Here is a 25,701-nt window from a genome sequence, read left to right as displayed (position 1 = left end):
CTGCGCGGACATCAAGAATAATTCTTATTTTAGTTTACGCATCCCCGCCTGACGGAAGGTCAGATTAAAGCGGTACTCGCCCGTGAGGGGGGAACGCCGGGTTTCAGCGGCTGAATGCCGTGATAATAAAGCCGCGATTCCCTGCCCCACACCACCACATCGCCATGTTCCAGCATAATGCGTTTGAGCGGATCGTTGCGGCGTAATCCCCCAAACTGAAAGACGGCGGGCAGACCTAACGATACCGAAACGATAGGCGCGCGCAGATCGGGCTCATCCTTGTCCTGATGCAGCGAGAGCTTCGCACCGACGGCGTAGCGGTTAATCAGACAGGCATCAGGACGAAAATCCGGATAATCCGCCGCCACGGCAGCCTCGTGACAAAGTGCCTGAAAAACCGCAGGCATGGGAGGCCACGGCCGGTCGGTCGTGGGATCGTTTGGAGCATACACATACCCACGTTCGTTTGTCGCCCAGCCCAGTTCGCCGCAGTTGGCCATGGCCACCGACATGGTGTAGCCGCCCGGCGTCACCATATGGCGAAACGGTGAAACCGCCGTGACCTCTTCAATACCGGCAAGCAACGCCGCCGCACGGGAGAGAGCAAAGCGGCGGAGGATCACCGCCCCTGGCGCAAGCGGTTCCTGCCAGGGTTCAGCATCCGCAAAAAGATCGAGCATTATTCCTCCCGGCGTTTCGCCTCACGTTTCAGTAATAGCGCTTTTCGCGCCGTCCCCCAGCGATAGCCCGACAGCGCACCGTCGTTGCGAACCACCCGATGACAGGGGATCACAATTGCCAGCGTGTTTGCCGCACAGGCGCCTGCTACGGCGCGTACCGCACCGGGTTGACCAATCGCCTGCGCCACCTGCTGATAGCTTGCCGTTTCGCCGCAGGGAATAGTGCGAAGGGCCTGCCAGACGCGCTGCTGGAACGCGGTACCGCGAATATCCAGCGGCAGCGCAAGCGGTACGTCGCGGTTATCAATACTGGCAATGACCTGGTGGATCCGCTGCACAAAGGCGTCGTCCAGCGGCGCGTGCGTAGCTTTTGGAAATTGCGTGGCAAGCTCTGCGGTGACTTCCGCATCGGTGTCACCCAGCAGAATCGCGCAGATCCCCCGCTCGCTTTCGGCGACCAGACAGCGTCCTAACGAACAGTCATGGATGGCATACCGCACGGCCACCTCTCCTTTACGGTACTGCTTCGCCGTCATGCCCAATGCATCGTTGGCTTTACGATAATAGCTGCTGCTGTCGGGAAATCCCGCCGCCAGCACGGCATCGGTAATTTTGTCTCCCTGCGCAAGCGCGGTGCGCAGACGCTGACCCCGCGCCGCCTGCTGCCAGGCTTTGGGCGTCATGCCGGTCACCGACTTAAACAGGCGGTGGAAATGGAAAGGACTCATGGCAACTTGCTCCGCCAGTCTCTCCAGGGTTAACGCGGGATCCTGCTCCAGAAGCCGGCAGGCATGTTCCACTTTTGCCAGCTTCTGCGCCTGCGGATCGCGTTTGTCCGGCATGCAGCGCTTGCACGGACGAAAGCCTGCCTGAGCGGCGTGCCGGGCATCAGGATAAAAACGGACATTTTTACGCAGCGCGTGGCGGGCACGGCATGACGGGCGGCAGAAAATACCCGTCGTCTGCACGGCGAAGACAAACTGATCGTCAGCGAGCGGATCGCGGGCCAGCACGGCCTGCCAGCGATCCTCATCGGTCATTAAGGTTGGGTTTTTCATGATCGGCTCCTCGTATAAGCATACATAGAGCGTGCCTGAGCGCCACCGATAAAAAACCCGCAACCTTGCTTTTTAATTTTTGTCGCTGACCAGGAAACTGTTGAACTGCGGCGAGCTCCAGGTTTTGAACCCGTCGCCCTCTTTGGTGATCATATAAACTGCCAGCCCTTCCTGACGGACCACCTCTTTGGCTTTTTCCGGGCCGAGAACCATTAATCCGGTATCCCAGGCATCCGCTTCCAGCGCGGTGGGGGCAATGACCGTTACCGAGACCAGGTTATGCGTGATGGGGCGTCCGGTCTGCGGATCAATCACGTGCGAAATACGCTTCCCGTCAAGCTCGTAATAGTTGCGATAGCTTCCGGAGGTGCTGATGCCATGTCCGTTGATATCCACTATCGCCTGCACGGCATTTTGCCGATCGGTTGGTTTTTGAATCGCTACGCGCCACGGTTTATCGCTGGCGTTCATACCCCGACTGACCAACGCACCGCCCACCGAGACCAGATAACGGGAAATCCCTTCCTGCGCCATCAGTGCAGCAAGATGATCCGCCGCATAGCCTTCCCCGACCGTCGACAGATCGACAAACAGATCGGGGATATCTTTTTGCAGGTACTGCTGCCCGTACTGGTTGATCACGGTCAGATGCTGTAGCCCTGTCCGGGCGCGGGCGTCATCAATGGCCGCCTGTTCGGGCGTCTTCACCGGCTGTTTATTGGGGCCAAATCCCCAGAGGTTCACCAGAGGACCGACGGTCACATCCATCGCCCCGTTGGTTTTATAACCCACGCGCATTGCCTCGGTCACGATATCGGCCATCGCCTCGCTCACCGGCCACAGAGAAGTGCTGGTCGAGAGGTTAAAGCGCATCAGCGCCGAGTCATTTTTATAGGTCGACAGCAGCTGATCGTCGGCGTCCAGCTGCGACTGGATTTTGCCGCGAAGTTCATCCGTGCGTGTTTTATCGAGGTTCATCACGCTGACGCGCCAGAAGGTGCCCATCGTTTTACCTTCGAGCACCGTCGCGGCAGGTGCATCGGTTTTCGCCACGGTCGCGGGATCGTTACACGCGGTCAGGAAAAAAAGCATAGCCAGAAAGCTGGCGCGTAAAAAAGTCATGTCCATTCATTATTATCCTCATGCCAGGGCGGCAAGAGTACACCAAAACAGGGGCGTTGTGAGAATCCAGCAAGCACAAAAAAGGGGGCCATCAGGCCCCCTTACGTCACACGTTAACGCGATTAGAACTGGTAAACCAGGCCCAGCGCGACGATATCGTCAGTACCGATACCCGCCTGACGGGTGAAGTCATTTTCATCAACCAGGTTGATTTTGTAATCCACGTAGGTGGACATGTTTTTGTTGAAGTAGTAAGTCGCACCCACATCAACATATTTCAGCAGATCCTGATCGCCGTAACCTTCGATGTCTTTGCCTTTAGACTGCAGGTAAGCCACGGATGGACGCAGGCCGAAGTCGAACTGGTACTGAGCAACCACTTCGAAGTTCTGCGCTTTGTTGGCAAAGCCGTAAGCGGTAGTTGGGTTGCTGCCGTTAGAGGTACCGAAACGGGTTGCGTTGTAGGTCTGAGAGTACTGCGCTGCCAGATAGATGTTGTTGGCATCGTATTTCAGGCCACCAGAATAAACTTCTGCGTGATCGCCCTTACCGTATACGCCAGCTGCATTCTGGTCGGCGGTACGTTTGGAGGAGGACATCGCACCACCCACGCTGAAGCCTTCGCCCAGGTTATAGGTCACGGATGCACCGTAGCCGTCGCCGTTCTGGTTCAGCAGGCTGCGACCGTTAGTGTTTTCACCGCTTACGCTGCCGTTTTTACCCTGATACTGCAGAGCAAAGTTCAGGCCATCAACCAGACCGAAGAAGTCCTGGTTACGGTAGGTTGCCACGCCGTTAGCACGAGACTGCAGGAAGTTGTCGGCACCATAGGTGTCACCGCCGAATTCTGGCAGCACGTCGGTCCAGGAGGTCACGTCGTAAATCACGCCGTAGTTACGACCATAATCAAAGGAGCCAGCTTCAGCAAACTTCAGACCTGCGAACGCCACACGCGTCCAGGACTGGTTGTCACCTTCATTGGTGTTGCCCTGGATCTGATATTCCCACTGGCCGTAACCGGTCAGCTGATCGTTAACCTGAGTTTCGCCTTTGAAGCCAAGACGCATGTAGGTCTTGTCGCCATCGTTACCCTTGTCGTCAGAGAAATAGTGCAGACCATCAACTTTACCGTACAGATCTAATTTGTTGCCATCTTTGTTATAAATTTCGGCCGCATTTGCTGCGCCTGCCACCAGGAGTGCTGGTACCAGGAGGGACAGTACTTTAACTTTCATTTTATTAACCCTCTGTTATATGCCTTATAATTGCCACTGCTTACTGGTTAACCCTCATTAACCAGTCGGCAATTTCATTCTCCGCAAAATTACAGAATAATCCAACGCGAATATGATACGAAAACTTTGAAGATGTTTCATTTATCAGTCAACATGTTTCAAAATGTAAAAATCCAGGAACTTTTACAAAGCACAAATAGCTTAGAAATTTAGCACTTATAATCAAAAGAAAAAACATAACCATAATAATCAATAGGTTATAATAAAAATCGTTACAGCACTGAATGACAAAACAAGATCGTACCTAATCTCTAAAATATCTCTCGCTATCATCATTAACTTTATTTATTACCGTCATTCAGTTTTGAATGTCTGTTTATCCCTAATTGAGCCGGATGCTTCGCATTCGGTTTTTTTTTACCTTTCTTTACGTAACCTCTCATTTTTTGTGCTACCGAGCCGAAATTGTAACGACTATTAACTAAATTCTCATCGGCCGTCCTTCGCGGACGCACAATTGATGTAAAACTTAATTTCTTGTTAATTCGTGCTATTTGCTGGCTGAGCGCACTTATTATTTGTACGCGCACGGCGTGTTTGTACATGTTTACTGCGCCGCCCGCCGCCGATATTGTCCGTTGAAAAAGTCGCCTTTTCCCGGACAGTGGCGCTGGAAATTCAGTTATTACCCTTTATACTGCCCTATCGCCACAGAGCATGACCATGACGGGTTAAAGATATCAATGAGTCAGACTGAAACCACCGCCCCGAGCAAATTCTCCCTCCTCCCCGGGAGCATCACCCGTTTCTTTCTTCTTTTGATCGTTGTGCTGTTAGTGACCATGGGGGTGATGGTACAAAGTGCGGTTAATGCCTGGCTGAAGGACAAGAGCTATCAGGTCGTCGATATCACCCACGCCGTGCATAAGCGCATCGATACCTGGCGCTACGCCACCTGGCAGATTTACGACAATATTGCAGCTGCACCGGCCTCCTCATCCGGAGATGGACTTCAGGAGACACGGCTTAAGCAGGATGTCTATTACCTCGAAAAACCGCAGCGTAAGACTGAGGCGCTTATTTTTGGCTCTCACGACAGCGCGACGCTTGAGATGACGCAGCGTATTTCGACCTATCTGGATACCCTCTGGGGTGCCGAAACGGTGCCATGGTCGATGTACTATCTGAACGGTCAGGACAACAGCATGATCCTGATCTCAACGCTGCCGTTAAAAGATCTCTCTTCCGGGTTTAAAGAGACCACCGTGGGCAGCATCGTCGATTCCCGCCGGGCAGAGATGCTGCAGCAGGCGAACGCCCTTGATGAACGTGAGAGCTTCTCTTCCCTGCGCCGCCTGGCCTGGCAAAACGGTCATTATTTTACTCTGCGCACCACCTTCAACCAGCCAGGACATCTGGCGACGGTGGTCGCCTTCGATTTACCCATTAATGATTTAATCCCGCCGGACATGCCGCTCGATAGCTTCCGTCTGGAGCCCGACAGCAGCACCCAGAACATGCGTGCGGCGTCTGACAAAGAGGCCGCAGAGAGCGTATCGATCTCCTTTAACGGTTCAAAAATCGAAATTGCCTCATCCCTGAACTCGACCGGTATGCGTCTGGTGTGGCAGGTGCCGTTTGGTACGCTGTTGCTCGACACGCTGCAAAATATCCTGCTGCCTCTGCTGCTGAATATCGGTCTGCTGGCGCTGGCGCTGTTTGGCTACAGCACCTTCCGCTTCCAGTCGGGGCGTCAGAGCGACGCCGCGGCGGTCCCGACCGGTACCAGCAATGAGCTGCGCGTATTACGCGCGCTGAATGAAGAGATTGTTTCCGTGCTGCCGCTTGGGGTCTTAGTTCACGATCAGGAAGCAAATCGTACGGTAATGAGCAATAAAATTGCCGACCATCTGCTGCCGCATCTTAACCTGCAGAACATCACTACCATGGCGGATCAGCACCAGGGGGTGATTCAGGCCACCATCAACAATGAACTGTACGAGATCCGCCAGTTCCGCAGCCAGGTGGCTCCCCGCACGCAAATCTTCATCATCCGCGATCAGGATCGCGAAGTGCTGGTGAATAAAAAGCTCAAGCAGGCGCAAAGACTATATGAGAAAAACCAGCAGGGGCGCGCCGCATTTATGCAGAACATTGGCGATGCCTTCAAGCAGCCGTTAAAAACGCTGGCGACCCAGGCGGCGGCGTTAAATACGTCAGAAAGCCACCAGCTTGCCTGTCAGGCCGACTCGCTGGTCAGAATGGTTGATGAGATCCAGCTGGCGAACATGCTGGAGAATGATTTCTGGAAGGGAACCCCCACCCTCTTCTCCATTCAGGATCTGATCGATGAAGTGGTTCCGGAAGTCCTGCCCGTGATTAAGCGCAAAGGGCTGCAACTGCTGATCAATAACAACCTCCCGGCAAATGATGAACGCCACGGCGATCGTGAAGCGCTACGCCGCATACTGTTGATGATTATTCAGTACGCGGTGACCACCACGCAGATCGGCAAGATCACCCTCGAAGTCAGTACGGAGGAGTCGGCAGAAGACCGCCTGACGTTCCGCATCCTGGACACCGGGGAAGGCGTCACCACGAGTGAAATTGATAATCTGCACTTCCCGTTCCTGAATGACACGCAAAGCGATCGTTACGGCAAGGCAAATGCCCTAACCTTCTGGCTGTGCGATCAGCTGGCGCGTAAGCTCGGCGGCCATCTCAATATCAAGGCCCGTGAATCTCTCGGCACCCGCTATTCTCTGCACGTGAAAATGGCGGCCAATCCGCAGGAAGAAGATGAAGAGCGTCTGCTGGATGATGTCGTGGTGATGGTCGATGTTACGTCGAACGAGATCCGCAATATTGTCGTTCGTCAGTTAGAAAACTGGGGTGCGGCCTGCATCACGCCGGATGAAAGACTTGCAAGTCAAGAATTTGATCTGTTTTTAACTGATAATCCGTCTAATCTTACTGCCTCCGGCTTGCTTTTAAGCGATGATGAGTCAGGCGTGCGGAAAATCGGCCCTGGCCAGCTGCGCGTCAACTTTAATATAAGCAATGCGATGCAGGAAGCTGTACTACAACTAATAGAAGAGCAGCTGGCGCAGGAAGAGATAGCGGAATCACCGTTAGGCGGTAATGAAAATGCCGAGCTTCACGCCAGCGGATACTATTCACTCTTTGTTGATACAGTACCAGATGATGTTAAGCGGTTGTATACTGAGTCCGCTGCGAATGATTTTGCAGCGCTGGCACAGACAGCACACCGGCTTAAAGGGGTGTTTGCCATGCTTAATCTGGTTCCCGGCAAGCAGTTATGTGAAACGCTGGAACATCTAATTCGTGAGAAAGATGCCTCTGGCATTGAAAAATACATCAGCGACATTGACGCCTACGTCAAAAGCTTGCTGTAGCAAGGTAGCCTTATACATGAACAATATGAACGTAATTATTGCCGATGACCATCCGATTGTACTGTTCGGTATTCGCAAATCACTTGAACAGATCGAGTGGGTGAATGTAGTCGGTGAATTTGAAGACTCTACAGCACTGATCAATAACCTCCCAAAGCTTGATGCACACGTGCTCATTACCGATCTCTCCATGCCTGGAGACAAATACGGTGATGGGATCACGCTCATCAAATATATTAAACGTCACTTCCCGGATATCTCGATCATTGTTCTGACCATGAACAACAACCCGGCGATCCTGAGCGCGGTACTGGATCTGGACATCGAAGGGATTGTGCTGAAACAAGGCGCACCGACCGATCTGCCTAAAGCGCTTGCGGCGCTGCAGAAAGGCAAGAAGTTCACGCCTGAAAGCGTTTCTCGTCTGCTGGAAAAAATCAGCGCGGGTGGCTACGGTGACAAACGCCTGTCGCCGAAAGAGAGTGAAGTTCTGCGCCTGTTCGCAGAAGGTTTCCTGGTGACCGAGATTGCCAAGAAGCTGAACCGCAGTATTAAAACCATCAGCAGCCAGAAGAAATCAGCGATGATGAAGCTGGGCGTGGACAACGATATTGCTCTGCTGAACTATCTCTCCTCCGTCACGCTGAGCGCAACCGACAAGGATTGATCTCCGCTGTTTATGCCGGGTGGCGCTCGCGCTTACCCGGCCTACAAAACCCGCAGGCCCGCGCAAGCGCAGTGCCGCCGGGCAATTAAAAAAGGCCCTTCCGGGCCTTTTTTATATCCGCGTTTTTCTCACACGCTCCGCGTAAATCGACAATGTCTGCTTCAGCACGTCCAGCGTCACCGGTTTCGACAGACAGCTGTCCATGCCTGACTCCAGACAGCGCTGCTTCTCTTCCGCCAGCGCGTTCGCCGTTACGCCCACCACTGGCAACGTCAGGCCAAGCTGTCGGATGCGCTGCGTCAGACGGTAGCCGTCCATGTTAGGCATGTTGACGTCGCTCAGCACGATATCAATATGATTCTTACTCAGCACGTTCAGCGCATCCACGCCGTCATTGGCGGTTTTGCACTGGTAGCCCAGCGATCCAAGCTGGTCAGCCAGCAGGCGACGGTTAATCGGATGATCATCCACCACCAGAATCATCATATCGTCATTCACCGACGCCAGAGACTCGGGTGACGGCAGTCCGCCCGCGCCGTCGCTCTCTTCCAGTTCCACTTTGTAGATGCGTGCCAGCAGGCTCAACAGCTCGTGCGGGGTGGCGACACTGTGTACCCATTCTCCTGGCGCACGCTCAACCGGGATACCGATGTGGCGACGGCAGAAGAGCACTGACCCTCTCCCCTGCCACGGCTGTTCTGGCATCTCGTCGGCGATCAGCACATCGTCCACGTCCGGTGTTTGACCTTCATAGCGGCACACCCTCACGCCGCTGTGGGTAAGCAGTGCCGTCAGATAGTCATTCAGCGAGGCGTTATGCACCGCCAGCCAGCAGCGCTTATCGCTCAGCCCGTCTACCGTGGCTTTTGCCGGATACTGCGCCGAATAGAGCGGAATGCGGATGGTGAACTGGCTGCCCATGCCGGGCTCGGTATCCACGGAGATATCGCCATCCATCATGCTGACGAGCTTCTCACAAATCGCCAGCCCCAGTCCGGTTCCCTGGAAGTTACGCTGCACGCCGGTACCGACCTGGAAAAACGGGTCGAACAGGCGAACCACTTCCTTCGCCGGGATGCCGACGCCCGTGTCGCGCACGCGAATGCTCAGGTAATCCCCCGCCCGGCAGACGTGCAGCACAATACAGCCGGTATCGGTGAATTTAATGGCGTTGCTGAGCAGGTTAGAGATGACCTGCTGCAGGCGCATCGGATCGCCGTGCAGCGTCAGCGGCACGTCCGGTTCGATAAAGCAGTAGAGCCCCAGCTGTTTACGCACCACCAGCGGGAGATAGTTGGCGCTGATATGGTTCATCACCTCGCGCGGCGAAAACTCGCGCGGCTCGATTTTCAGCTGCTCGGACTCGATTTTAGAGAAGTCGAGAATATCGCTGATGATCTTCAGCAGCAGGCTGGAGGAGTTGTTCATCGCCGTCACCAGCCGGTCGACGCCTTTCGGCAGCTCTTTAGTCTGCAGCAGGTCGAGGTTACCGATGATCCCGTACAGCGGCGTACGCAGCTCGTGGCTGACGGTGGCAAGGAACATGGACTTCGACTGGCTGGCCTGCTCTGCCGCCTGCGCCATCTCCTGCAACGACTCTTCCATCTTCACGCGCGCGGAGACATCCACCAGCACGCAAATCGCCACGTTTTCATTGCGATAGCGGGAATGCACAAAGCTGATCTGCAGGTTGGTGTGCGTACTGGTCAACACGTCGACAAAGTTAACCTGCTGACCGCAGATAATTTGCGTCAGCCTCTGCCGGTCTTCGTGCGTCAGCATGTTCAGGTAGTTATGTGCCAGTTCGTTACTCAGGATATTGGTCCCGTCCTGGGTACGCAGAATACAGATCCCCACCGGCGCCGAGGCAACAATCTTGCGGTTAAACTGCTCGTGTTCTTCCAGCCGCTGGGCGTCGCTTTCGGCAGGAATAAAGATTTTCCGCTCATACATGCGCGCCAGCGTGAACAGCGCGCCCCCCGCCAGCAGGTTGAGCAGAATTGCATTCATAATAAGAATGCGTATCCGCTCAAGCACCATATCCACCGGCAGCGAATAGACGATACTGAGCGACGAAGGCGGCAGGCTCTTCTTCAGCACCAGCTCGCGGAAACCTGAGGTATAGCCAAACCACGACCGCTCCTGCATCCAGTGCGGTTCGACGTTCAGACGGTTATCAGGCCCGGCAAGTGAGATCAGCTGATGACCGTTTTCATCCAGAATGGTCACGCCCATGGGCAGGCTGCCCGGGGTGAAGAAGTTTTCCATGCGAATGGTCTGCTCAATCCCCAGCAGCGCCTGCAGGCGATTGCCCAGATAAACCGGCGTCAGGGCGTAGAAATAGCCCACGCCCGGACGCGGGCCCTGGCTCACCCAGAAGATGTTATTGCCGCGCTCGTCCTGCGGTGCATTGCGGTATTTGACAATACGTTCATGCAGGCTTTTCAGCGCATCGTCACGTTCAACGGGCACGTCGCGCAGGCCAAAGTCAGCCATGCAGAGATTCTCGCTGCCAATCAGGAAGACGCGGTTCAGGTCATAGGCGGCGGAGAAATTGTCGCGCCAGTAGCGCATAAACCAGGCGAGCGATTCCAGAGAGCCGCGCCAGGTATTGCTCATGGTGGAGCAATCGGAATCCGGGAACAGCGGCTGGAAGTCCGGGACTTCGGTTTTGTCATCACGCCCGCGAAGCGCAAGGATGCCGTTTTCCGCCGTCAGACGATTTTCGGCAATATACTTCAGCTCCTTCATCACGTCTGACGTTCGCTGAATGTAGCGCTGGGCCTGGTCGGAGCTTAAGTTAAACTCCTGGCGGATCTCCGCTTCTTTCTGGTGCAGGGCGTTAACGATGTAAAACACCGAGAACAGGGCCACCAGCAGCCAAAGCAGGAGCGCCAGCGCCCGAAACAGATAGCGAGAGACTTTCAGCGTAGTACGAAAGGAGACGAGGTATTTCAAGGGGGCGAGGCTCCGCCGTCGGGGTCAAAAGAATGTGGTTAAGGTAGCGGTAAACGCGCCAGGTCGCAACGTTGACTTATCTGCTTGTGCAAAAGAAAAGGGCCGGAATCCGGCCCTTTTTTGCATCAGGAGACATTACTCGTCAGCGTCATCCGCTACGTCATCGTCGGTGTCGGCTTCCGGCGCGATATCCTCATCGCCTTCCGCGACGCTACCGTCGATGGAGTCGAGCTCTTCGTCATCCACCGGCTCGGCAACGCGCTGCAGACCCACCACGTTTTCATCTTCCGCTGTACGGATGAGGATCACGCCCTGGGTGTTACGACCCACCACGCTGATCTCAGACACGCGGGTACGCACCAGCGTACCGGCATCGGTGATCATCATGATCTGGTCCGCATCGTCCACCTGCACCGCGCCGACAACGGAACCGTTGCGCTCGGTCACCTTGATGGAGATTACGCCCTGCGTGCCGCGAGACTTGGTCGGGTATTCCCCTTCCGCCGTACGTTTACCGTAACCATTCTGCGTCACGGTCAGGATAGCCCCTTCACCGCGCGGAATAATCAGAGAAACAACGCTGTCTTCGCCAGCCAGCTTGATACCACGCACGCCCGTCGCGGTACGGCCCATCGCACGAACGGCGTCTTCTTTGAAGCGCACCACTTTACCGGCCGCAGAGAAGAGCATCACTTCATCGGAACCGGAAGTCAGATCCACGCCAATCAGCTCGTCGCCTTCGTTCAGGTTCACGGCGATAATACCGGCAGAACGCGGACGGCTGAATTCGGTCAGCGCGGTTTTCTTCACGGTACCGCTGGCGGTCGCCATAAAGACGTTCACGCCCTCTTCGTACTCGCGTACCGGCAGGATAGCGGTGATACGTTCGTTCGCTTCCAGCGGCAGCAGGTTAACGATTGGACGACCACGCGCGCCACGGCTTGCTTCCGGCAGCTGATAGACTTTCATCCAGTACAGACGGCCACGGCTGGAGAAGCAGAGGATCGTGTCATGGGTGTTCGCCACCAGCAGGCGGTCAATGAAGTCTTCTTCTTTAATACGTGCTGCAGACTTGCCTTTACCGCCACGACGCTGTGCTTCGTAATCGGTTAACGGCTGATACTTCACGTAGCCCTGGTGAGACAGGGTCACAACAACGTCTTCCTGGTTGATCAGGTCTTCGATGTTGATGTCCGCGCTATTGGCGGTGATTTCGGTGCGGCGCTCGTCACCGAACTGATCGCGGACCAGCTCCAGCTCTTCACGGATCACTTCCATCAGGCGCTCTGCGCTGCCCAGAATATGAAGCAGCTCAGCAATCTGTTCCAGCAGCTCTTTGTATTCGTCGAGCAGTTTTTCATGCTCAAGGCCGGTCAGTTTCTGCAGACGCAGATCCAGAATCGCCTGGGCCTGCTGTTCAGTCAGGTAGTACTGACCGTCACGCACGCCGAATTCAGGTTCCAGCCACTCAGGACGCGCCGCGTCATCGCCCGCACGTTCCAGCATCGCGGCGACGTTGCCCAGATCCCACGGACGGGAAATCAGCGCAGTTTTCGCTTCCGCCGGGGTTGGCGCACGACGGATCAGTTCGATGATCGGGTCGATGTTGGCCAGCGCAACCGCCAGCGCTTCAAGGATGTGCGCACGGTCGCGCGCTTTGCGCAGTTCGAAGATGGTACGACGGGTCACCACTTCACGGCGGTGACGGACGAACGCGCTCAGGATCTCTTTCAGGTTCATGATCTTCGGCTGACCATGGTGCAGTGCAACCATGTTGATACCGAAGGAGACCTGAAGCTGCGTCTGGGAGTACAGGTTGTTCAGGACAACCTCACCCACTGCATCGCGTTTGATCTCAATCACGATGCGCATACCGTCTTTGTCAGACTCGTCACGCAGCGCGCTGATGCCTTCAACACGTTTTTCTTTTACCAGCTCGGCGATTTTTTCAATCAGACGCGCTTTGTTCACCTGATACGGGATCTCGTGAACAATGATGGTTTCACGGCCGGTTTTGGCGTCCGCTTCCACTTCGGCGCGGGCACGGATGTAAATCTTGCCGCGGCCGGTACGGTACGCTTCTTCAATACCGCGACGACCGTTGATGATCGCCGCCGTCGGGAAGTCCGGGCCCGGAATGTGTGTCATCAGCCCTTCAATGCTGATGTCTTCATCATCGATATAGGCCAGACAGCCGTTGATCACCTCAGTGATATTGTGCGGCGGAATGTTGGTTGCCATACCGACCGCGATGCCGGACGAACCGTTCACTAACAGGTTCGGGATCTTGGTGGGCATCACATCTGGGATGCGCTCGGTGCCGTCGTAGTTATCGACGAAATCAACGGTCTCTTTTTCCAGGTCGGCCATCAGCTCATGAGCGATTTTCGACATACGGATTTCCGTATAACGCATCGCTGCAGCGGAGTCGCCGTCGACTGAACCAAAGTTACCCTGGCCATCTACCAGCATGTAGCGCAAGGAGAATGGCTGCGCCATACGAACGATGGTGTCATAAACGGCGGTATCACCATGCGGGTGATATTTACCGATGACGTCACCGACGACGCGGGCAGATTTTTTATAGGCTTTATTCCAGTCATTGCCCAATACGTTCATGGCGTATAGTACGCGACGGTGTACCGGCTTCAGGCCATCGCGGACGTCCGGCAGCGCACGGCCAACAATGACCGACATCGCATAGTCCAGATAGGAGCTCTTCAGCTCTTCCTCGATGTTAACCGGTGTAATTTCTCTCGCAAGGTCGCTCATCTAACCGCTATCCCTCTACTGTATCCCGGATTCAAAGGTCGCAAATTATAACACAGCCGAGGTGATTGAGGTAAACCTATACGCTTTATTCACAGGGATTGCCTGATATACTCATTCGTCTTGCTAAATAAGGAGTAAAAGCGCCCATGAATGCCGAAAAATCCCCGGTGGCTCACAACGTTGACCACGAAGAGATTGCCAAATTTGAAGCGGTGGCGTCCCGCTGGTGGGATCTCGAAGGTGAGTTCAAACCGCTGCACCGTATTAACCCGCTGCGTCTGGGCTATATCGCGGAGCGTTCCGGCGGTCTGTTCGGTAAAAAAGTGCTCGATGTCGGCTGCGGCGGCGGTATCCTGGCGGAAAGCATGGCGCGCGAAGGGGCGAACGTCACGGGCCTGGATATGGGTTTTGAACCGCTGCAGGTTGCCCGTCTTCACGCGCTGGAGTCTGGCATACAGGTAGACTACGTGCAGGAAACCGTGGAAGAACATGCGGCAAAACATGCCCATCAGTACGATGTGGTGACCTGCATGGAGATGCTGGAGCACGTTCCCGATCCACAGTCCGTGGTGCACGCCTGTGCAAAACTGGTGAAACCGGGCGGCCAGGTCTTCTTCTCAACCCTCAACCGCAACGCTAAAGCCTGGCTGATGGCCGTCGTCGGCGCGGAGTATGTGCTGCGCATGGTGCCGAAAGGCACGCATGACGTGAAGAAATTCATCAAGCCGGCGGAGCTGTTAAGCTGGGTTGACCAGACGTGGCTCAAGGAGCAGCACATCACCGGCCTGCACTACAATCCGCTGACCAATAAATTCAAACTCGCACCGGGCGTTGATGTTAACTATATGTTGCACACAACCGCCAAAAACGACTAACGTCATTCGTTATTCTTATAAATATTGCGCGACATCATGTTGCGCAATTCTGACCTCCCGTTGAAGAAATCAGCACTCGATCAAATTTTGAATTTTTTTTCTTAATTATTGACATGTCTTCCAGGCCTTACGGTACGAGGACTTAGCCTTTTTTACCCTTTCACAACCTCAATTTAACGTCAAAATCAACCCTTGTGCTGAAAAGATTCGATACTAGAATACTCACCATATAGCGTTTTTCTTATCGCAAACCCCCTATATGTAGTATTTATCCACAGAGTTAGTCACAAGACGGTTCTGTGGATAAGCGGGGGATATTTTTTATTTCACGGACAGGTAAAACCCACATGAATCAGAGTCTGCTGGTGACAAAGCGCGACGGTACTACCGAGCGTATCAATCTGGACAAAATCCATCGAGTTCTCGACTGGGCAGCAGAAGGACTGAACAACGTATCTATCTCCCAGGTTGAACTGCGTTCTCATATTCAGTTCTACGACGGCATCAAAACGTCTGATATCCACGAAACCATCATCAAAGCGGCGGCGGACCTGATCTCCCGCGAAGCACCGGATTATCAGTACCTGGCTGCACGTCTGGCGATTTTCCACCTGCGTAAAAAAGCCTACGGCCAGTTTGAGCCGCCGAAGCTTTACGATCACGTGGTAAAAATGGTTGAGCTGGGCAAATACGACACGCATCTGCTGGAAGACTATACGGAAGAAGAGTTCGAGCAGATGAACGGGTTTATCGATCACTGGCGCGACATGAACTTCTCCTACGCGGCGGTGAAGCAGCTCGAAGGCAAATACCTGGTTCAGAACCGTGTAACCGGTGAGATCTACGAAAGCGCCCAGTTCCTCTACATTCTGGTGGCCGCCTGCCTGTTCTCAAACTACCCGCGTGATACCCGTCTGGATTACGTGAAGCGATTCTACGATGCGGTATCGACGTTCAAGATTTCTCTGCCTACGCCAATCATGTCTGGCGTGCGCACCCCTACCCGTCAGTTCAGCTCCTGCGTGCTGATCGAGTGTGGTGACAGCCTGGATTCCATCAACGCCACCTCCAGCGCCATTGTGAAATACGTTTCCCAGCGCGCCGGTATCGGCATCAACGCCGGCCGCATCCGTGCGCTGGGCAGCCCGATTCGCGGCGGTGAAGCGTTCCACACCGGCTGTATCCCGTTCTATAAGCACTTCCAGACGGCAGTAAAATCCTGCTCTCAGGGCGGCGTACGCGGCGGTGCTGCGACCCTGTTCTACCCAATGTGGCACCTGGAAGTGGAAAGCCTGCTGGTTCTGAAAAACAACCGTGGTGTCGAAGGCAACCGCGTGCGTCACATGGACTACGGCGTGCAGATCAACAAGCTGATGTACACCCGTCTGCTGAAGGGCGAAGACATTACCCTGTTCAGCCCGTCCGACGTCCCGGGCCTGTACGACGCATTCTTCGCCGATCAGGACGAGTTCGAGCGTCTGTACACCAAATACGAAAAAGACGACAGCATCCGCAAGCAGCGCGTGAAGGCGGTCGATCTGTTCTCCCTGATGATGCAGGAACGTGCCTCTACCGGCCGTATCTACATCCAGAACGTTGACCACTGCAATACCCACAGCCCGTTCGATCCGGTCGTTGCGCCAGTGCGCCAGTCTAACCTGTGCCTGGAGATCGCCCTGCCGACCAAACCGCTGGAAGATGTGAACGACGAAAACGGTGAAATTGCACTGTGTACGCTGTCCGCATTCAACCTGGGCGCAATTAAGAGCCTGGACGAGCTGGAAGAGCTGGCCGTGCTGGCAGTTCGTGCCCTCGACGCTCTGCTGGACTACCAGGATTACCCAATCCCGGCAGCGAAACGCGGTGCGATGGGCCGTCGTACCCTGGGTATCGGCGTGATCAACTTCGCCTACTGGCTGGCGAAAAACGGCAAGCGTTACTCCGACGGCAGCGCTAACAACCTGACGCACCAGACGTTTGAAGCCATTCAGTACTACCTGATGAAAGCGTCCAACGAGCTGGCGAAAGAGCAAGGCGCGTGCCCGTGGTTCAACGAAACCACCTACGCGAAAGGCATTCTGCCGATCGACACCTACAAGAAAGACCTGGATGCGATCGTCAGCGAGCCGCTGCATCTCGACTGGGAAGGCCTGCGCGAGTCCATTAAAACGCACGGCCTGCGTAACTCTACGCTGTCTGCCCTGATGCCGTCTGAGACCTCTTCGCAGATCTCTAACGCCACCAACGGCATTGAGCCACCGCGTGGCCACGTCAGCATCAAAGCCTCGAAAGACGGCGTGCTGCGTCAGGTGGTGCCGGATTACGAGACGCTGGGTGACAACTACGAGCTGCTGTGGGAAATGCCAAACAACGACGGTTACCTGCAGCTGGTGGGTATCATGCAGAAGTTTATCGACCAGTCGATCTCTGCCAATACCAACTATGACCCGACGCGCTTCCCGTCAGGCAAGGTTCCGATGCAGCAACTGCTGAAAGACCTGCTCACCGCCTACAAATTTGGCGTGAAAACGCTGTACTATCACAACACCCGTGATGGTGCGGAAGACGCGCAGGACGACCTGGTTCCGTCAATTCAGGACGATGGCTGCGAAAGCGGCGCATGTAAGATCTAAGCACTTCGCCGGGTGGCGCTACGCTTACCCGGCCTACGGTTTTGTAGGCCCGGCAAACGCAGTGCCGCCGGGCAATAAAATCTCAACAGGACTCACCGCAATGGCATATACCACCTTTTCACAGACGAAAAACGACCAGCTCAAAGAGCCGATGTTCTTCGGCCAGCCGGTCAACGTGGCACGCTACGATCAGCAAAAATATGACATCTTCGAAAAGCTGATTGAAAAGCAACTCTCCTTCTTCTGGCGTCCGGAAGAAGTGGACGTCTCCCGCGACCGTATTGATTACCAGTCGCTGCCGGATCACGAAAAACATATCTTCATCAGCAACCTGAAGTACCAGACGCTGCTGGACTCCATTCAGGGCCGTAGCCCGAACGTGGCGCTGCTGCCGCTGATCTCGATTCCAGAGCTGGAAACCTGGGTGGAAACCTGGGCGTTCTCCGAGACGATCCACTCCCGCTCTTATACCCACATTATCCGCAACATCGTGAACGATCCGGCGGTGGTGTTTGACGATATCGTCACCAACGAGCAGATCCAGAAGCGTGCGGAAGGCATTGCCCATTACTACGACGAGCTGATCGAGATGACCAGCTACTGGCACCTGCTGGGCGAAGGCACCCACCACGTGGATGGGAAAACCATCACCGTGAACCTGCGTGCGCTGAAAAAGCAGCTGTACCTGTGCCTGATGAGCGTCAACGCGCTGGAAGCGATCCGCTTCTACGTGAGCTTCGCCTGCTCCTTCGCCTTTGCCGAGCGCAAGCTGATGGAAGGCAACGCCAAGATCATCCGTCTGATTGCCCGTGATGAAGCCCTGCACCTGACCGGAACCCAGCACATGCTGAACCTGCTGCGCAGCGGCACGGACGATCCTGAGATGGCGGCAATCGCCGAAGAGTGCAAGCAGGAGTGCTACGACCTGTTCGTGCTGGCGGCCCAGCAGGAGAAAGAGTGGGCAGACTATCTGTTCCGCGACGGCTCCATGATTGGCCTGAACAAAGACATCCTGTGCCAGTACGTGGAGTACATCACCAACATCCGCATGCAGGCGGTCGGTCTCGACCTGCCGTTCCAGACGCGCTCTAACCCTATCCCGTGGATCAACACCTGGCTGGTGTCCGATAACGTGCAGGTCGCGCCGCAGGAAGTGGAAGTGAGTTCTTATCTGGTCGGTCAGATTGATTCTGAAGTCAACACCGACGACCTGAGCGATTTCCAGCTCTGATGACGCGCGTCACGCTGAGTCTTTCGGGTACAGAAGTGCTGTGCCAGGAAGAGCACCCTTCCCTGCTGGTGGCGCTTGAAGCGCATCAGGTGGAGGTCGAGTACCAGTGTCGTGAAGGCTATTGCGGCTCGTGCCGCTGCCGTCTGGTCGCCGGCCAGGTGGACTGGCTGACCGAACCGCTGGCCTTTATCAACGAAGGGGAAATTTTGCCCTGCTGCTGCCGGGCAAAAGGCGATATCGAAATCGAGATGTGAATGTGTCGGGTGGCGCTTCGCTTACCCGACCTACAAAACCGCAGTTCGTAGGCCGGGTAAGGCGCAGCCGCCACCCGGCAATTTCAGCGTTAATCCTTCAAAAAGCTCACCGCTTTATCCGGGAAATCCGTAAACAGTCCGTCCACGCCCGCCTGCTTATACAACACCTCATAAAGCTGATTCACATCCGTGGCATACGGCGGCAGCTGGTCTGCACGCACGGTGTACGGATGCACCTGCATCTTGCTGGCATGCGCCTCTTTCACCATCGCCGTCAGCTTCACGTGGCCCGGCGTTGAGCCTTCCGCTACCAGCATATGGTAATCCGGCCCAATGCCGTCGGCGTACTGTGCAATCTGCTTCATCGCGCCCGGCTTAAACATCCAGTCGTAGTTGTAGTTCACCCACGTCCCGTCCGGCTGCTTCTCCTGGGTTTCATTCCAGTCAGTGTAGGCAATCAGCTGCACCAGGTTGAGGTTCATGCCCATCTTCGGCTCCAGCTCGGTTTTGATGCGCTTCAGCTCGGCGGCATCAAAACACTGCAGGTAGACCTTGTCCTTCTTGCTGGTGTAGCCGTACTGTTTCAGCACCTCCAGCGTCTTCGCGGCAATGTCCTTCCCTTCCTGATGGTGGAACCACGGCGCTTTGATTTCCGGATAGATGCCGATGTTTTTACCGGTTGAGTGGTTCAGCCCCTGAACAAACTCAATCTCTTCCTGGAAGGTATGGATCCGGAAGTCAGATTTGCCCATCGGGAAACGTCCCGGATAGACCTGCACCTTCTTACCGTTTTCAATCTCGAAGCCTTCGGTAAACTTCAGGGAACGGATCTCCGCCAGCGTGAAGTCGATGGCATAGAAACGGCCATCTTTACGGGCGCGGTCCGGGAAGCGCTCCGCCACGTCCGTCACGCGGTCAAGATAGTGATCGTGCAGGACGACCAGCTGGTCGTCCTTCGTCATCACCAGATCCTGCTCCAGGTAATCCGCGCCCTGCGCATAGGCCATCGCTTTCGCCGGCAGCGTATGCTCCGGCAGATAGCCACTCGCGCCGCGGTGGGCAATAACGATTTTATCCGCCGCCAGCGCGGACCCGGTCATCAGGCCCGCCAGCAGCAGGCCTGTCGCTAACTGAGTTAATTTCATCGCAAAGCTCCTTATTGACGACGTGCCAGCACTTCAGCGTGGTGACGTTTTTCCCCGATCATCACAACAATCAGCAGCAGTACCGCCAGCACGCTACCGCCGATCATCACCATAAAGCCGCCGTCCCAGCCGAAGAAGTCAACGGTGTAGCCCACAATGGCGCTCGCCGCGACCGAACCGCCGAGGTAGCCGAACAGGCCGGTAAAGCCCGCCGCCGTGCCCGCCGCTTTTTTCGGCGCCAGCTCCAGGGCATGCAGACCGATCAGCATCACCGGACCGTAAATCAGGAAGCCGATGACGATCATGCAGGCCATATCTACTGATGGGTTGCCCGGCGGGTTAAGCCAGTAAACGACCGTCGCGATGGTCACCAGCGTCATAAAGAACACGCCCGTCGCACCGCGGTTACCTTTAAACACTTTGTCCGACATCCAGCCGCAAAGCAGCGTGCCTGGGATCCCGGCGTATTCATACAGGAAGTACGCCCAGGAGGATTTATCCAGCGCGAAGTGCTTCACCTCTTTCAGGTAGGTTGGCGACCAGTCGAGGATGCCGTAGCGCAGCAGGTAAACGAACACGTTCGCGACCGCGATGTACCACAGCAGCTTGTTCGGCAGCACGTACTTCATGAAGATCTGTTTTGCGGTCAGCTCTTCTTCATGCTCCTTGCTGTAATCATCCGGATAGTCGTTTTTGTACTCTTCAATCGGCGGCAGGCCGCAGGACTGCGGCGTATCGCGCATCAGGGCGAAGGCAATAATCGCCACCAGAATGGCGCCAAAGGCAGGCATGTAGAGCGCCGCGTGCCAGTCGTTGAACCAGGCCATCCCCAGCAGGAACAGCAGCGGCGGAATACCGCCGCCCACATTATGGGCGCAGTTCCACACCGACACGATGCCGCCGCGCTCTTTCTGCGACCACCAGTGCACCATGGTACGCCCGCACGGCGGCCACCCCATCCCCTGGAACCAGCCGCAGAGGAACAGCAGCACGAACATGATGGCAATGCTGGAGGTTGCCCATGGTACAAAGCCCATAAACAGCATGACCGCGGCCGCCAGGATCAGACCGGCGGGCAGGAACACGCGCGGATTCGAGCGATCCGACACGGAGCCCATGATGAATTTGGAAAAACCGTAGGCGATAGAGATCCCCGACAGCGCGAACCCCAGATCGCCGCGGGAAAAGCCCTGCTCCACCAGATACGGCATAGCGAGCGCGAAGTTTTTACGTACAAGGTAGTACGCCGCGTACCCGAAGAAGATCCCCAGGAAGATTTGCCAACGCAGACGGCGATAGAGCGGATCTATTTCTGCCTCTGGCAGACGCGCCCTGTGGGGCGCAGGTTTGAAGATACTGAGCATAACAGCCTCCGTGGCCTTGAAATGAATGAGCAGGTGGCTCGCACCTGAATTCCAGAGGCGGGGATGTTAAGAAATCACGGTGATTGTTACTGTGAATCAACGCACAGATTGTTACAGAAATATGACAGAATGCGCAAAAAAGCGCATGAAATCACGTTTCACTTTCGAATTCCGCGCGTTTATGTTCGAAATCAAACAAACCACAAAATTAATATGGCTAAATGATAAAAAACGAACATAGAGGGTAAACAATGACCAGTCACGATCCTCGTTATAGCGATGTGATAATCATTGGTGGTGGCGCAACCGGCGCCGGGATCGCGCGCGATTGCGCCCTTCGCGGCTTAAGCGTCACGCTTCTGGAACGCCATGATATCGCCACGGGCGCAACCGGGCGTAACCACGGCCTGCTGCACAGCGGCGCCCGGTATGCGGTCACCGACGCGGAATCCGCACGCGAATGTATTGCTGAAAACCAGATCCTCAAGCGTATCGCCCGACACTGCATTGAACCGACCGACGGCCTCTTTATTACCCTTCCTGAAGATGACCTCGCCTTTCAGGACACCTTTATTACCGCCTGCGGCGCCGCGGGCATTCAGGCTGAAGCCATGGATCCGGCGCTGGCGCGTAGGCTGGAACCGTCAGTTAACCCGGCGCTTATCGGCGCGGTGAAAGTCCCTGACGGCACCGTCGATCCGTTCCGCCTTACCGCCGCCAACATGCTGGACGCCCGGGAGCATGGCGCACATATCCTCACCGGGCACGAAGTGACCGGCCTTATCCGCGAAGGCCATCGCATCTGCGGCGTGCGGCTTTTTAATGCGCAGTACAATGAGCACAGCGAGCTGTATGCCACCGTGGTGGTCAACGCGGCGGGGATCTGGGGGCAGCGGATTGCGGAATACGCTGACCTGTCGGTGCGCATGTTCCCGGCGAAAGGCTCGCTGCTGATCCTCGACCACCGCATCAATAACCACGTGATCAACCGCTGCCGCAAACCGTCTGACGCCGATATCCTCGTGCCGGGAGATACCATTTCGTTAATCGGGACGACCTCAACCCACGTGGACTACAGCGAAATTGACTACAACCGCGTCACCGCTGAAGAGGTGGATATCCTGCTGCGCGAAGGGGAAAAACTGGCGCCGGTGATGGCGCAGACGCGCATTCTGCGCGCCTACGCGGGCGTGCGTCCGCTGGTCGCCAGCGACAACGATCCGAGCGGACGTAACGTCAGCCGGGGCATCGTGCTGCTCGATCACGCCGCGCGCGACGGCATGGACGGGTTTATCACCATCACCGGCGGCAAGCTGATGACCTATCGCCTGATGGCCGAGTGGGCAACCGATGCCGTCTGCCGCAAGCTGGGGAATACCAGGCCGTGCGTGACGGCAGAACAGCCGCTGCCGGGATCGCGGCAGTCCACCGAAAAAACGCTGCAAAAAATCATCTCTCTGCCCGCGCCGCTGCGCGGGTCCGCGGTGTACCGCCACGGCGACAGAACGCCACCGTGGCTCGGTGAAGGGCGACTGAGTAGAAGCCTTGTGTGCGAGTGCGAAGCCGTCACCGCCGGTGAGGTGCAGTACGCGGTGGAGAACCTGACGGTCACCAGCCTGCTCGATCTTCGCCGCCGCACCCGCGTCGGAATGGGCACCTGCCAGGGCGAACTGTGCGCCTGTCGCGCCGCCGGGCTGTTGCAGCGTTTCCACACCACCACCGCTACCCAATCGCTCGATCAGCTCAGCGCGTTTTTAAACGAGCGCTGGAAAGGTACTCAGCCTGTCGCCTGGGGCGATGCCCTGCGTGAAAGTGAATTTACCCGCTGGGTCTACCAGGGGCTTTGCGGTCTTGAGAAGGAGCAACACGATGAAATTTGATACCGTGATTGTCGGCGGCGGGCTGGCGGGCCTGCTCTGCGGCATTAAGCTCACGAAGCAGGGGCTGCGCTGCGCGATTATCACCCGGGGGCAGAGCGCCCTGCACTTCTCGTCGGGCTCGCTGGATCTGGTGGACGAAGCGTACCGCGATAAGCTGCCACCCGAGCACCCGTATCACCTGATTGGCGCACAGCATATTGACCGCTTTGCGCTGGAGACCGAAGCGCTGCTGGCAGACTGCGGCGCACGTCTGCAGGGCAGCGCCCGGCTCAATCATCAGCGCGTCACGCCGCTCGGCACCCTGCGTTCCGCGTGGCTCAGCCCGGAGGAGGTGCCCGTTGCCCCCATTCGCGCGGAACGCGTGCGGATGGTAGGGATTAGCGGCTTTCTGGATTTCCAGCCCCATCTCGCGGCGGCGTCGCTCTGTCGCCAGGGCGTTAACGCCGAAACGGCAGAGATAGAACTGCCTGAGCTTGATGTCCTGCGCGATAACCCGAGCGAGTTTCGCGCGGTGAATATCGCCCGTTTTCTGGATAACGAAGAGAAATGGCCGTTGCTGTATGACGCCCTCAGGCCGCTTAGCAACAACTGTGACGCCCTGCTGATGCCCGCCTGCTTCGGTTTACGCGACAACCGGCTCTGGCGCTGGCTCTCGGATCGTCTGCCCTGCTCGCTCGGCCTGCTGCCAACGCTGCCCCCGTCCGTGCCCGGCATCCGCCTGCACACCCAGCTCCAGCGCCAGTTTGTTGCCCAGGGCGGCGTGTGGATGGCGGGGGATGAGGTGAAGAAAATTACCCTGGTGGACGGCGCGGTAAGCGAAATCTGGACGCGAAACCACGAAGATATTCCGCTTCGCGCCCGCTATACGGTGCTGGCAAGCGGCAGTTTCTTCAGCAACGGGCTGCTGAGCAGCCGGGAAGGCATTCGGGAAGCCATTATGGGGCTGGATGTTCGCCAGCGAGCCTCTCGCGCGGACTGGTATCAGAGTGATTTCTTCTCGCCGCAGCCCTGGCAGCAGTTCGGCGTGATTGTCGATAACCACCTGCATCCTCAGCTTTCCGGTAAGCCCGTCAGTACTCTTTTTGCCATCGGCTCGCTGCTGGGCGGGTACGATCCCATTCCCCAGGGATGCGGTGGCGGCGTCTGCGCCGTCACGGCGCTGTATGTGGCAGAGCAGATTAGCCAGCGCACGGAGGCTGAACAATGAACGACACCCGTTTTGAAAGCTGCATCAAATGCACGGTGTGTACCACCGTCTGCCCGGTCAGCGGCGTGAACCCACGCTATCCCGGCCCTAAACAGGCCGGGCCGGACGGCGAGCGCCTGCGCCTGAAGGACGGCAAGCTGTACGATGAAGCCCTGAAATACTGCATCAACTGCAAACGCTGCGAAGTCGCCTGCCCGTCGGATGTGAAAATCGGCGATATTATCCAGCGCGCCCGGGCGCGCTACAGTACGCAAAAGCCGTCGCTGCGGGACGCGATTCTGAGCCACACCGATCTGATGGGCAGCGTCTCTACGCCGTTTGCCCCGCTGGTGAATGCCGCGACCTCTCTCAAACCGGTGCGCCAGCTGCTGGATGCCACGCTGAAGATAGACCATCACCGCAGCCTGCCGAAATATTCTCACGGCACCTTCCGCCGCTGGTATAAATCCGTGGCGGCGGAGCAAGCGCAGTACGCCGAGCAGGTGGCTTTTTTCCACGGCTGCTATGTGAATTACAACCATCCGCAGTTGGGTAAAGATCTGCTGAAGGTGCTGAACGCCATGGGCACGGGCGTACAGCTGCTTAGCAAGGAGAAGTGCTGCGGCGTGCCGCTGATTGCTAACGGGTTTACCGATAAAGCGCGCAGTCAGGCTCAAAGCAATGTCACCTCCCTGCGCGAAGCCATCGTCGACAAGGGCATACCGGTGCTGGCGACCTCGTCCACCTGTACCTTCACCCTGCGCGATGAGTATCCGCATCTGCTGGACGTGGACAACACCGGCCTGCGAGAGCACATCGAGCTGGCAACACGCTTCCTGTGGCGCAAGCTGGACAGCGGGCAGACGTTGCCGCTGGGGAAATTGCCGCTGAAAGTGGTGTACCACACGCCGTGTCATATGGAGAAGATGGGCTGGTCGCTCTATACGCTGGAGCTGCTGCGGTTAATCCCGGGGCTGGAGCTGACGGTGCTGGACTCGCGCTGCTGCGGGATTGCGGGAACCTACGGCTTTAAGCGTGAAAACTACGAAACGTCGCAGGCGATCGGCGCTCCGCTGTTCCGTCAGATTGAGGAGAGCGGCGCGGATATCGTGGTGACGGACTGCGAAACCTGTAAGTGGCAGATTGAGATGTCCACCAGCAAGCGCTGCGAGCACCCGATTACGCTGCTGGCAAAGGCGCTCGGGTGAACATGGCCGGGGCGAAA

The 25,701-nt window shown here is 56.4% G+C and carries 16 protein-coding genes and 1 pseudogene; 9 read left to right on the top strand and 8 right to left on the bottom strand.

What is annotated here, in order from left to right:
• Positions 1–24: 24 nt before the first annotated feature.
• The 4 genes and pseudogenes from alkB to ACMGGE_RS01510 all read right to left on the bottom strand — a co-directional run bounded on the left by alkB (position 25) and on the right by ACMGGE_RS01510 (position 4,095).
• Positions 25–680: pseudogene (alkB, locus tag ACMGGE_RS01525) on the bottom strand (DNA oxidative demethylase AlkB).
• Entirely contained in the window at positions 680–1,738 is a 1,059-nt protein-coding gene (gene ada, locus ACMGGE_RS01520; protein WP_325841142.1) for a bifunctional DNA-binding transcriptional regulator/O6-methylguanine-DNA methyltransferase Ada, read from the bottom strand. Before ada ends, alkB begins: the two are co-directional and overlap by 1 nt.
• Positions 1,739–1,810: 72 nt before the next feature.
• On the bottom strand, positions 1,811–2,866 hold the full coding sequence (gene apbE, locus ACMGGE_RS01515; protein ID WP_045908705.1) for an FAD:protein FMN transferase ApbE: 1,056 nt from the start codon (positions 2,864–2,866) through the stop codon (positions 1,811–1,813).
• A gap of 116 nt (positions 2,867–2,982) precedes the next feature.
• Positions 2,983–4,095, bottom strand: a complete 1,113-nt coding sequence (locus tag ACMGGE_RS01510; RefSeq protein WP_048224198.1) for a porin OmpC — start codon at positions 4,093–4,095, stop codon at positions 2,983–2,985.
• A gap of 743 nt (positions 4,096–4,838) precedes the next feature.
• On the opposite strand from ACMGGE_RS01510, the gene rcsD reads away from it, so the two are divergent.
• Together rcsD and rcsB are read left to right on the top strand one after the other, a co-directional pair.
• Entirely contained in the window at positions 4,839–7,511 is a 2,673-nt protein-coding gene (gene rcsD / locus ACMGGE_RS01505) for a phosphotransferase RcsD (protein ID WP_420293278.1), read from the top strand.
• Between the two features lie 16 nt (positions 7,512–7,527).
• The gene (gene rcsB / locus ACMGGE_RS01500; protein ID WP_003859405.1) at positions 7,528–8,178 is read left to right on the top strand and encodes a response regulator transcription factor RcsB; all 651 of its coding nucleotides are present in this window, start codon (positions 7,528–7,530) and stop codon (positions 8,176–8,178) included.
• A gap of 111 nt (positions 8,179–8,289) precedes the next feature.
• On the opposite strand, the gene rcsC is transcribed toward rcsB, so the two are convergent.
• Complete coding sequence (gene rcsC, locus ACMGGE_RS01495; RefSeq protein ID WP_104950479.1) at positions 8,290–11,136, bottom strand: two-component system sensor histidine kinase RcsC; 2,847 nt, start codon at positions 11,134–11,136, stop codon at positions 8,290–8,292.
• Between the two features lie 135 nt (positions 11,137–11,271).
• Entirely contained in the window at positions 11,272–13,908 is a 2,637-nt protein-coding gene (gene gyrA / locus ACMGGE_RS01490; RefSeq protein WP_048224205.1) for a DNA topoisomerase (ATP-hydrolyzing) subunit A, read from the bottom strand.
• 146 nt (positions 13,909–14,054) lie between these two features.
• On the opposite strand from gyrA, the gene ubiG reads away from it, so the two are divergent.
• The 4 genes from ubiG (at position 14,055) to yfaE (ending at position 18,901) form a co-directional block, all read left to right on the top strand.
• On the top strand, positions 14,055–14,783 hold the full coding sequence (ubiG, locus tag ACMGGE_RS01485; protein ID WP_045908709.1) for a bifunctional 2-polyprenyl-6-hydroxyphenol methylase/3-demethylubiquinol 3-O-methyltransferase UbiG: 729 nt from the start codon (positions 14,055–14,057) through the stop codon (positions 14,781–14,783).
• Positions 14,784–15,130: 347 nt separating this feature from the next.
• Positions 15,131–17,416 (top strand): class 1a ribonucleoside-diphosphate reductase subunit alpha, encoded by a 2,286-nt coding sequence (nrdA, locus tag ACMGGE_RS01480; RefSeq protein WP_045908710.1) that lies wholly within the window; start codon positions 15,131–15,133, stop codon positions 17,414–17,416.
• 100 nt (positions 17,417–17,516) lie between these two features.
• Complete coding sequence (gene nrdB / locus ACMGGE_RS01475) at positions 17,517–18,647, top strand: class Ia ribonucleoside-diphosphate reductase subunit beta (protein WP_045908711.1); 1,131 nt, start codon at positions 17,517–17,519, stop codon at positions 18,645–18,647.
• The gene (gene yfaE / locus ACMGGE_RS01470; RefSeq protein ID WP_025757202.1) at positions 18,647–18,901 is read left to right on the top strand and encodes a class I ribonucleotide reductase maintenance protein YfaE; all 255 of its coding nucleotides are present in this window, start codon (positions 18,647–18,649) and stop codon (positions 18,899–18,901) included. The genes nrdB and yfaE overlap by 1 nt, the downstream gene beginning before the upstream one ends.
• A gap of 89 nt (positions 18,902–18,990) precedes the next feature.
• Here yfaE and glpQ read toward each other — a convergent pair whose 3' ends face one another.
• Complete coding sequence (gene glpQ, locus ACMGGE_RS01465) at positions 18,991–20,046, bottom strand: glycerophosphodiester phosphodiesterase (protein ID WP_048029690.1); 1,056 nt, start codon at positions 20,044–20,046, stop codon at positions 18,991–18,993.
• Between the two features lie 11 nt (positions 20,047–20,057).
• Positions 20,058–21,410 carry a glycerol-3-phosphate transporter gene (gene glpT / locus ACMGGE_RS01460; RefSeq protein WP_045354273.1) on the bottom strand — a complete coding sequence of 451 codons (1,353 nt, stop codon included), beginning with the start codon at positions 21,408–21,410 and terminating at the stop codon, positions 20,058–20,060.
• Positions 21,411–21,661: 251 nt separating this feature from the next.
• On the opposite strand from glpT, the gene glpA reads away from it, so the two are divergent.
• Genes glpA through glpC form a run of 3 tightly spaced genes read left to right on the top strand, consistent with a single transcriptional unit; the run spans position 21,662 to position 25,684 of the window.
• A complete protein-coding gene (gene glpA, locus ACMGGE_RS01455) occupies positions 21,662–23,290 on the top strand; it encodes an anaerobic glycerol-3-phosphate dehydrogenase subunit A (RefSeq protein WP_420293277.1) in 1,629 nt (542 codons plus the stop codon).
• Positions 23,280–24,497 (top strand): glycerol-3-phosphate dehydrogenase subunit GlpB, encoded by a 1,218-nt coding sequence (glpB, locus tag ACMGGE_RS01450; protein ID WP_420293276.1) that lies wholly within the window; start codon positions 23,280–23,282, stop codon positions 24,495–24,497. Before glpA ends, glpB begins: the two co-directional genes overlap by 11 nt.
• A complete protein-coding gene (gene glpC / locus ACMGGE_RS01445) occupies positions 24,494–25,684 on the top strand; it encodes an anaerobic glycerol-3-phosphate dehydrogenase subunit GlpC (protein ID WP_196351926.1) in 1,191 nt (396 codons plus the stop codon). Before glpB ends, glpC begins: the two co-directional genes overlap by 4 nt.
• Positions 25,685–25,701: the final 17 nt, after the last annotated feature.

Origin of the sequence: Enterobacter sp. BNK-22, from assembly GCF_048684805.1 — a bacterium.
GTDB lineage: Bacteria > Pseudomonadota > Gammaproteobacteria > Enterobacterales > Enterobacteriaceae > Enterobacter > Enterobacter quasiroggenkampii.
The sequence above is the reverse complement of the archived record's forward strand: the minus strand, read 5'-3'. Positions and strand labels throughout refer to the sequence as shown.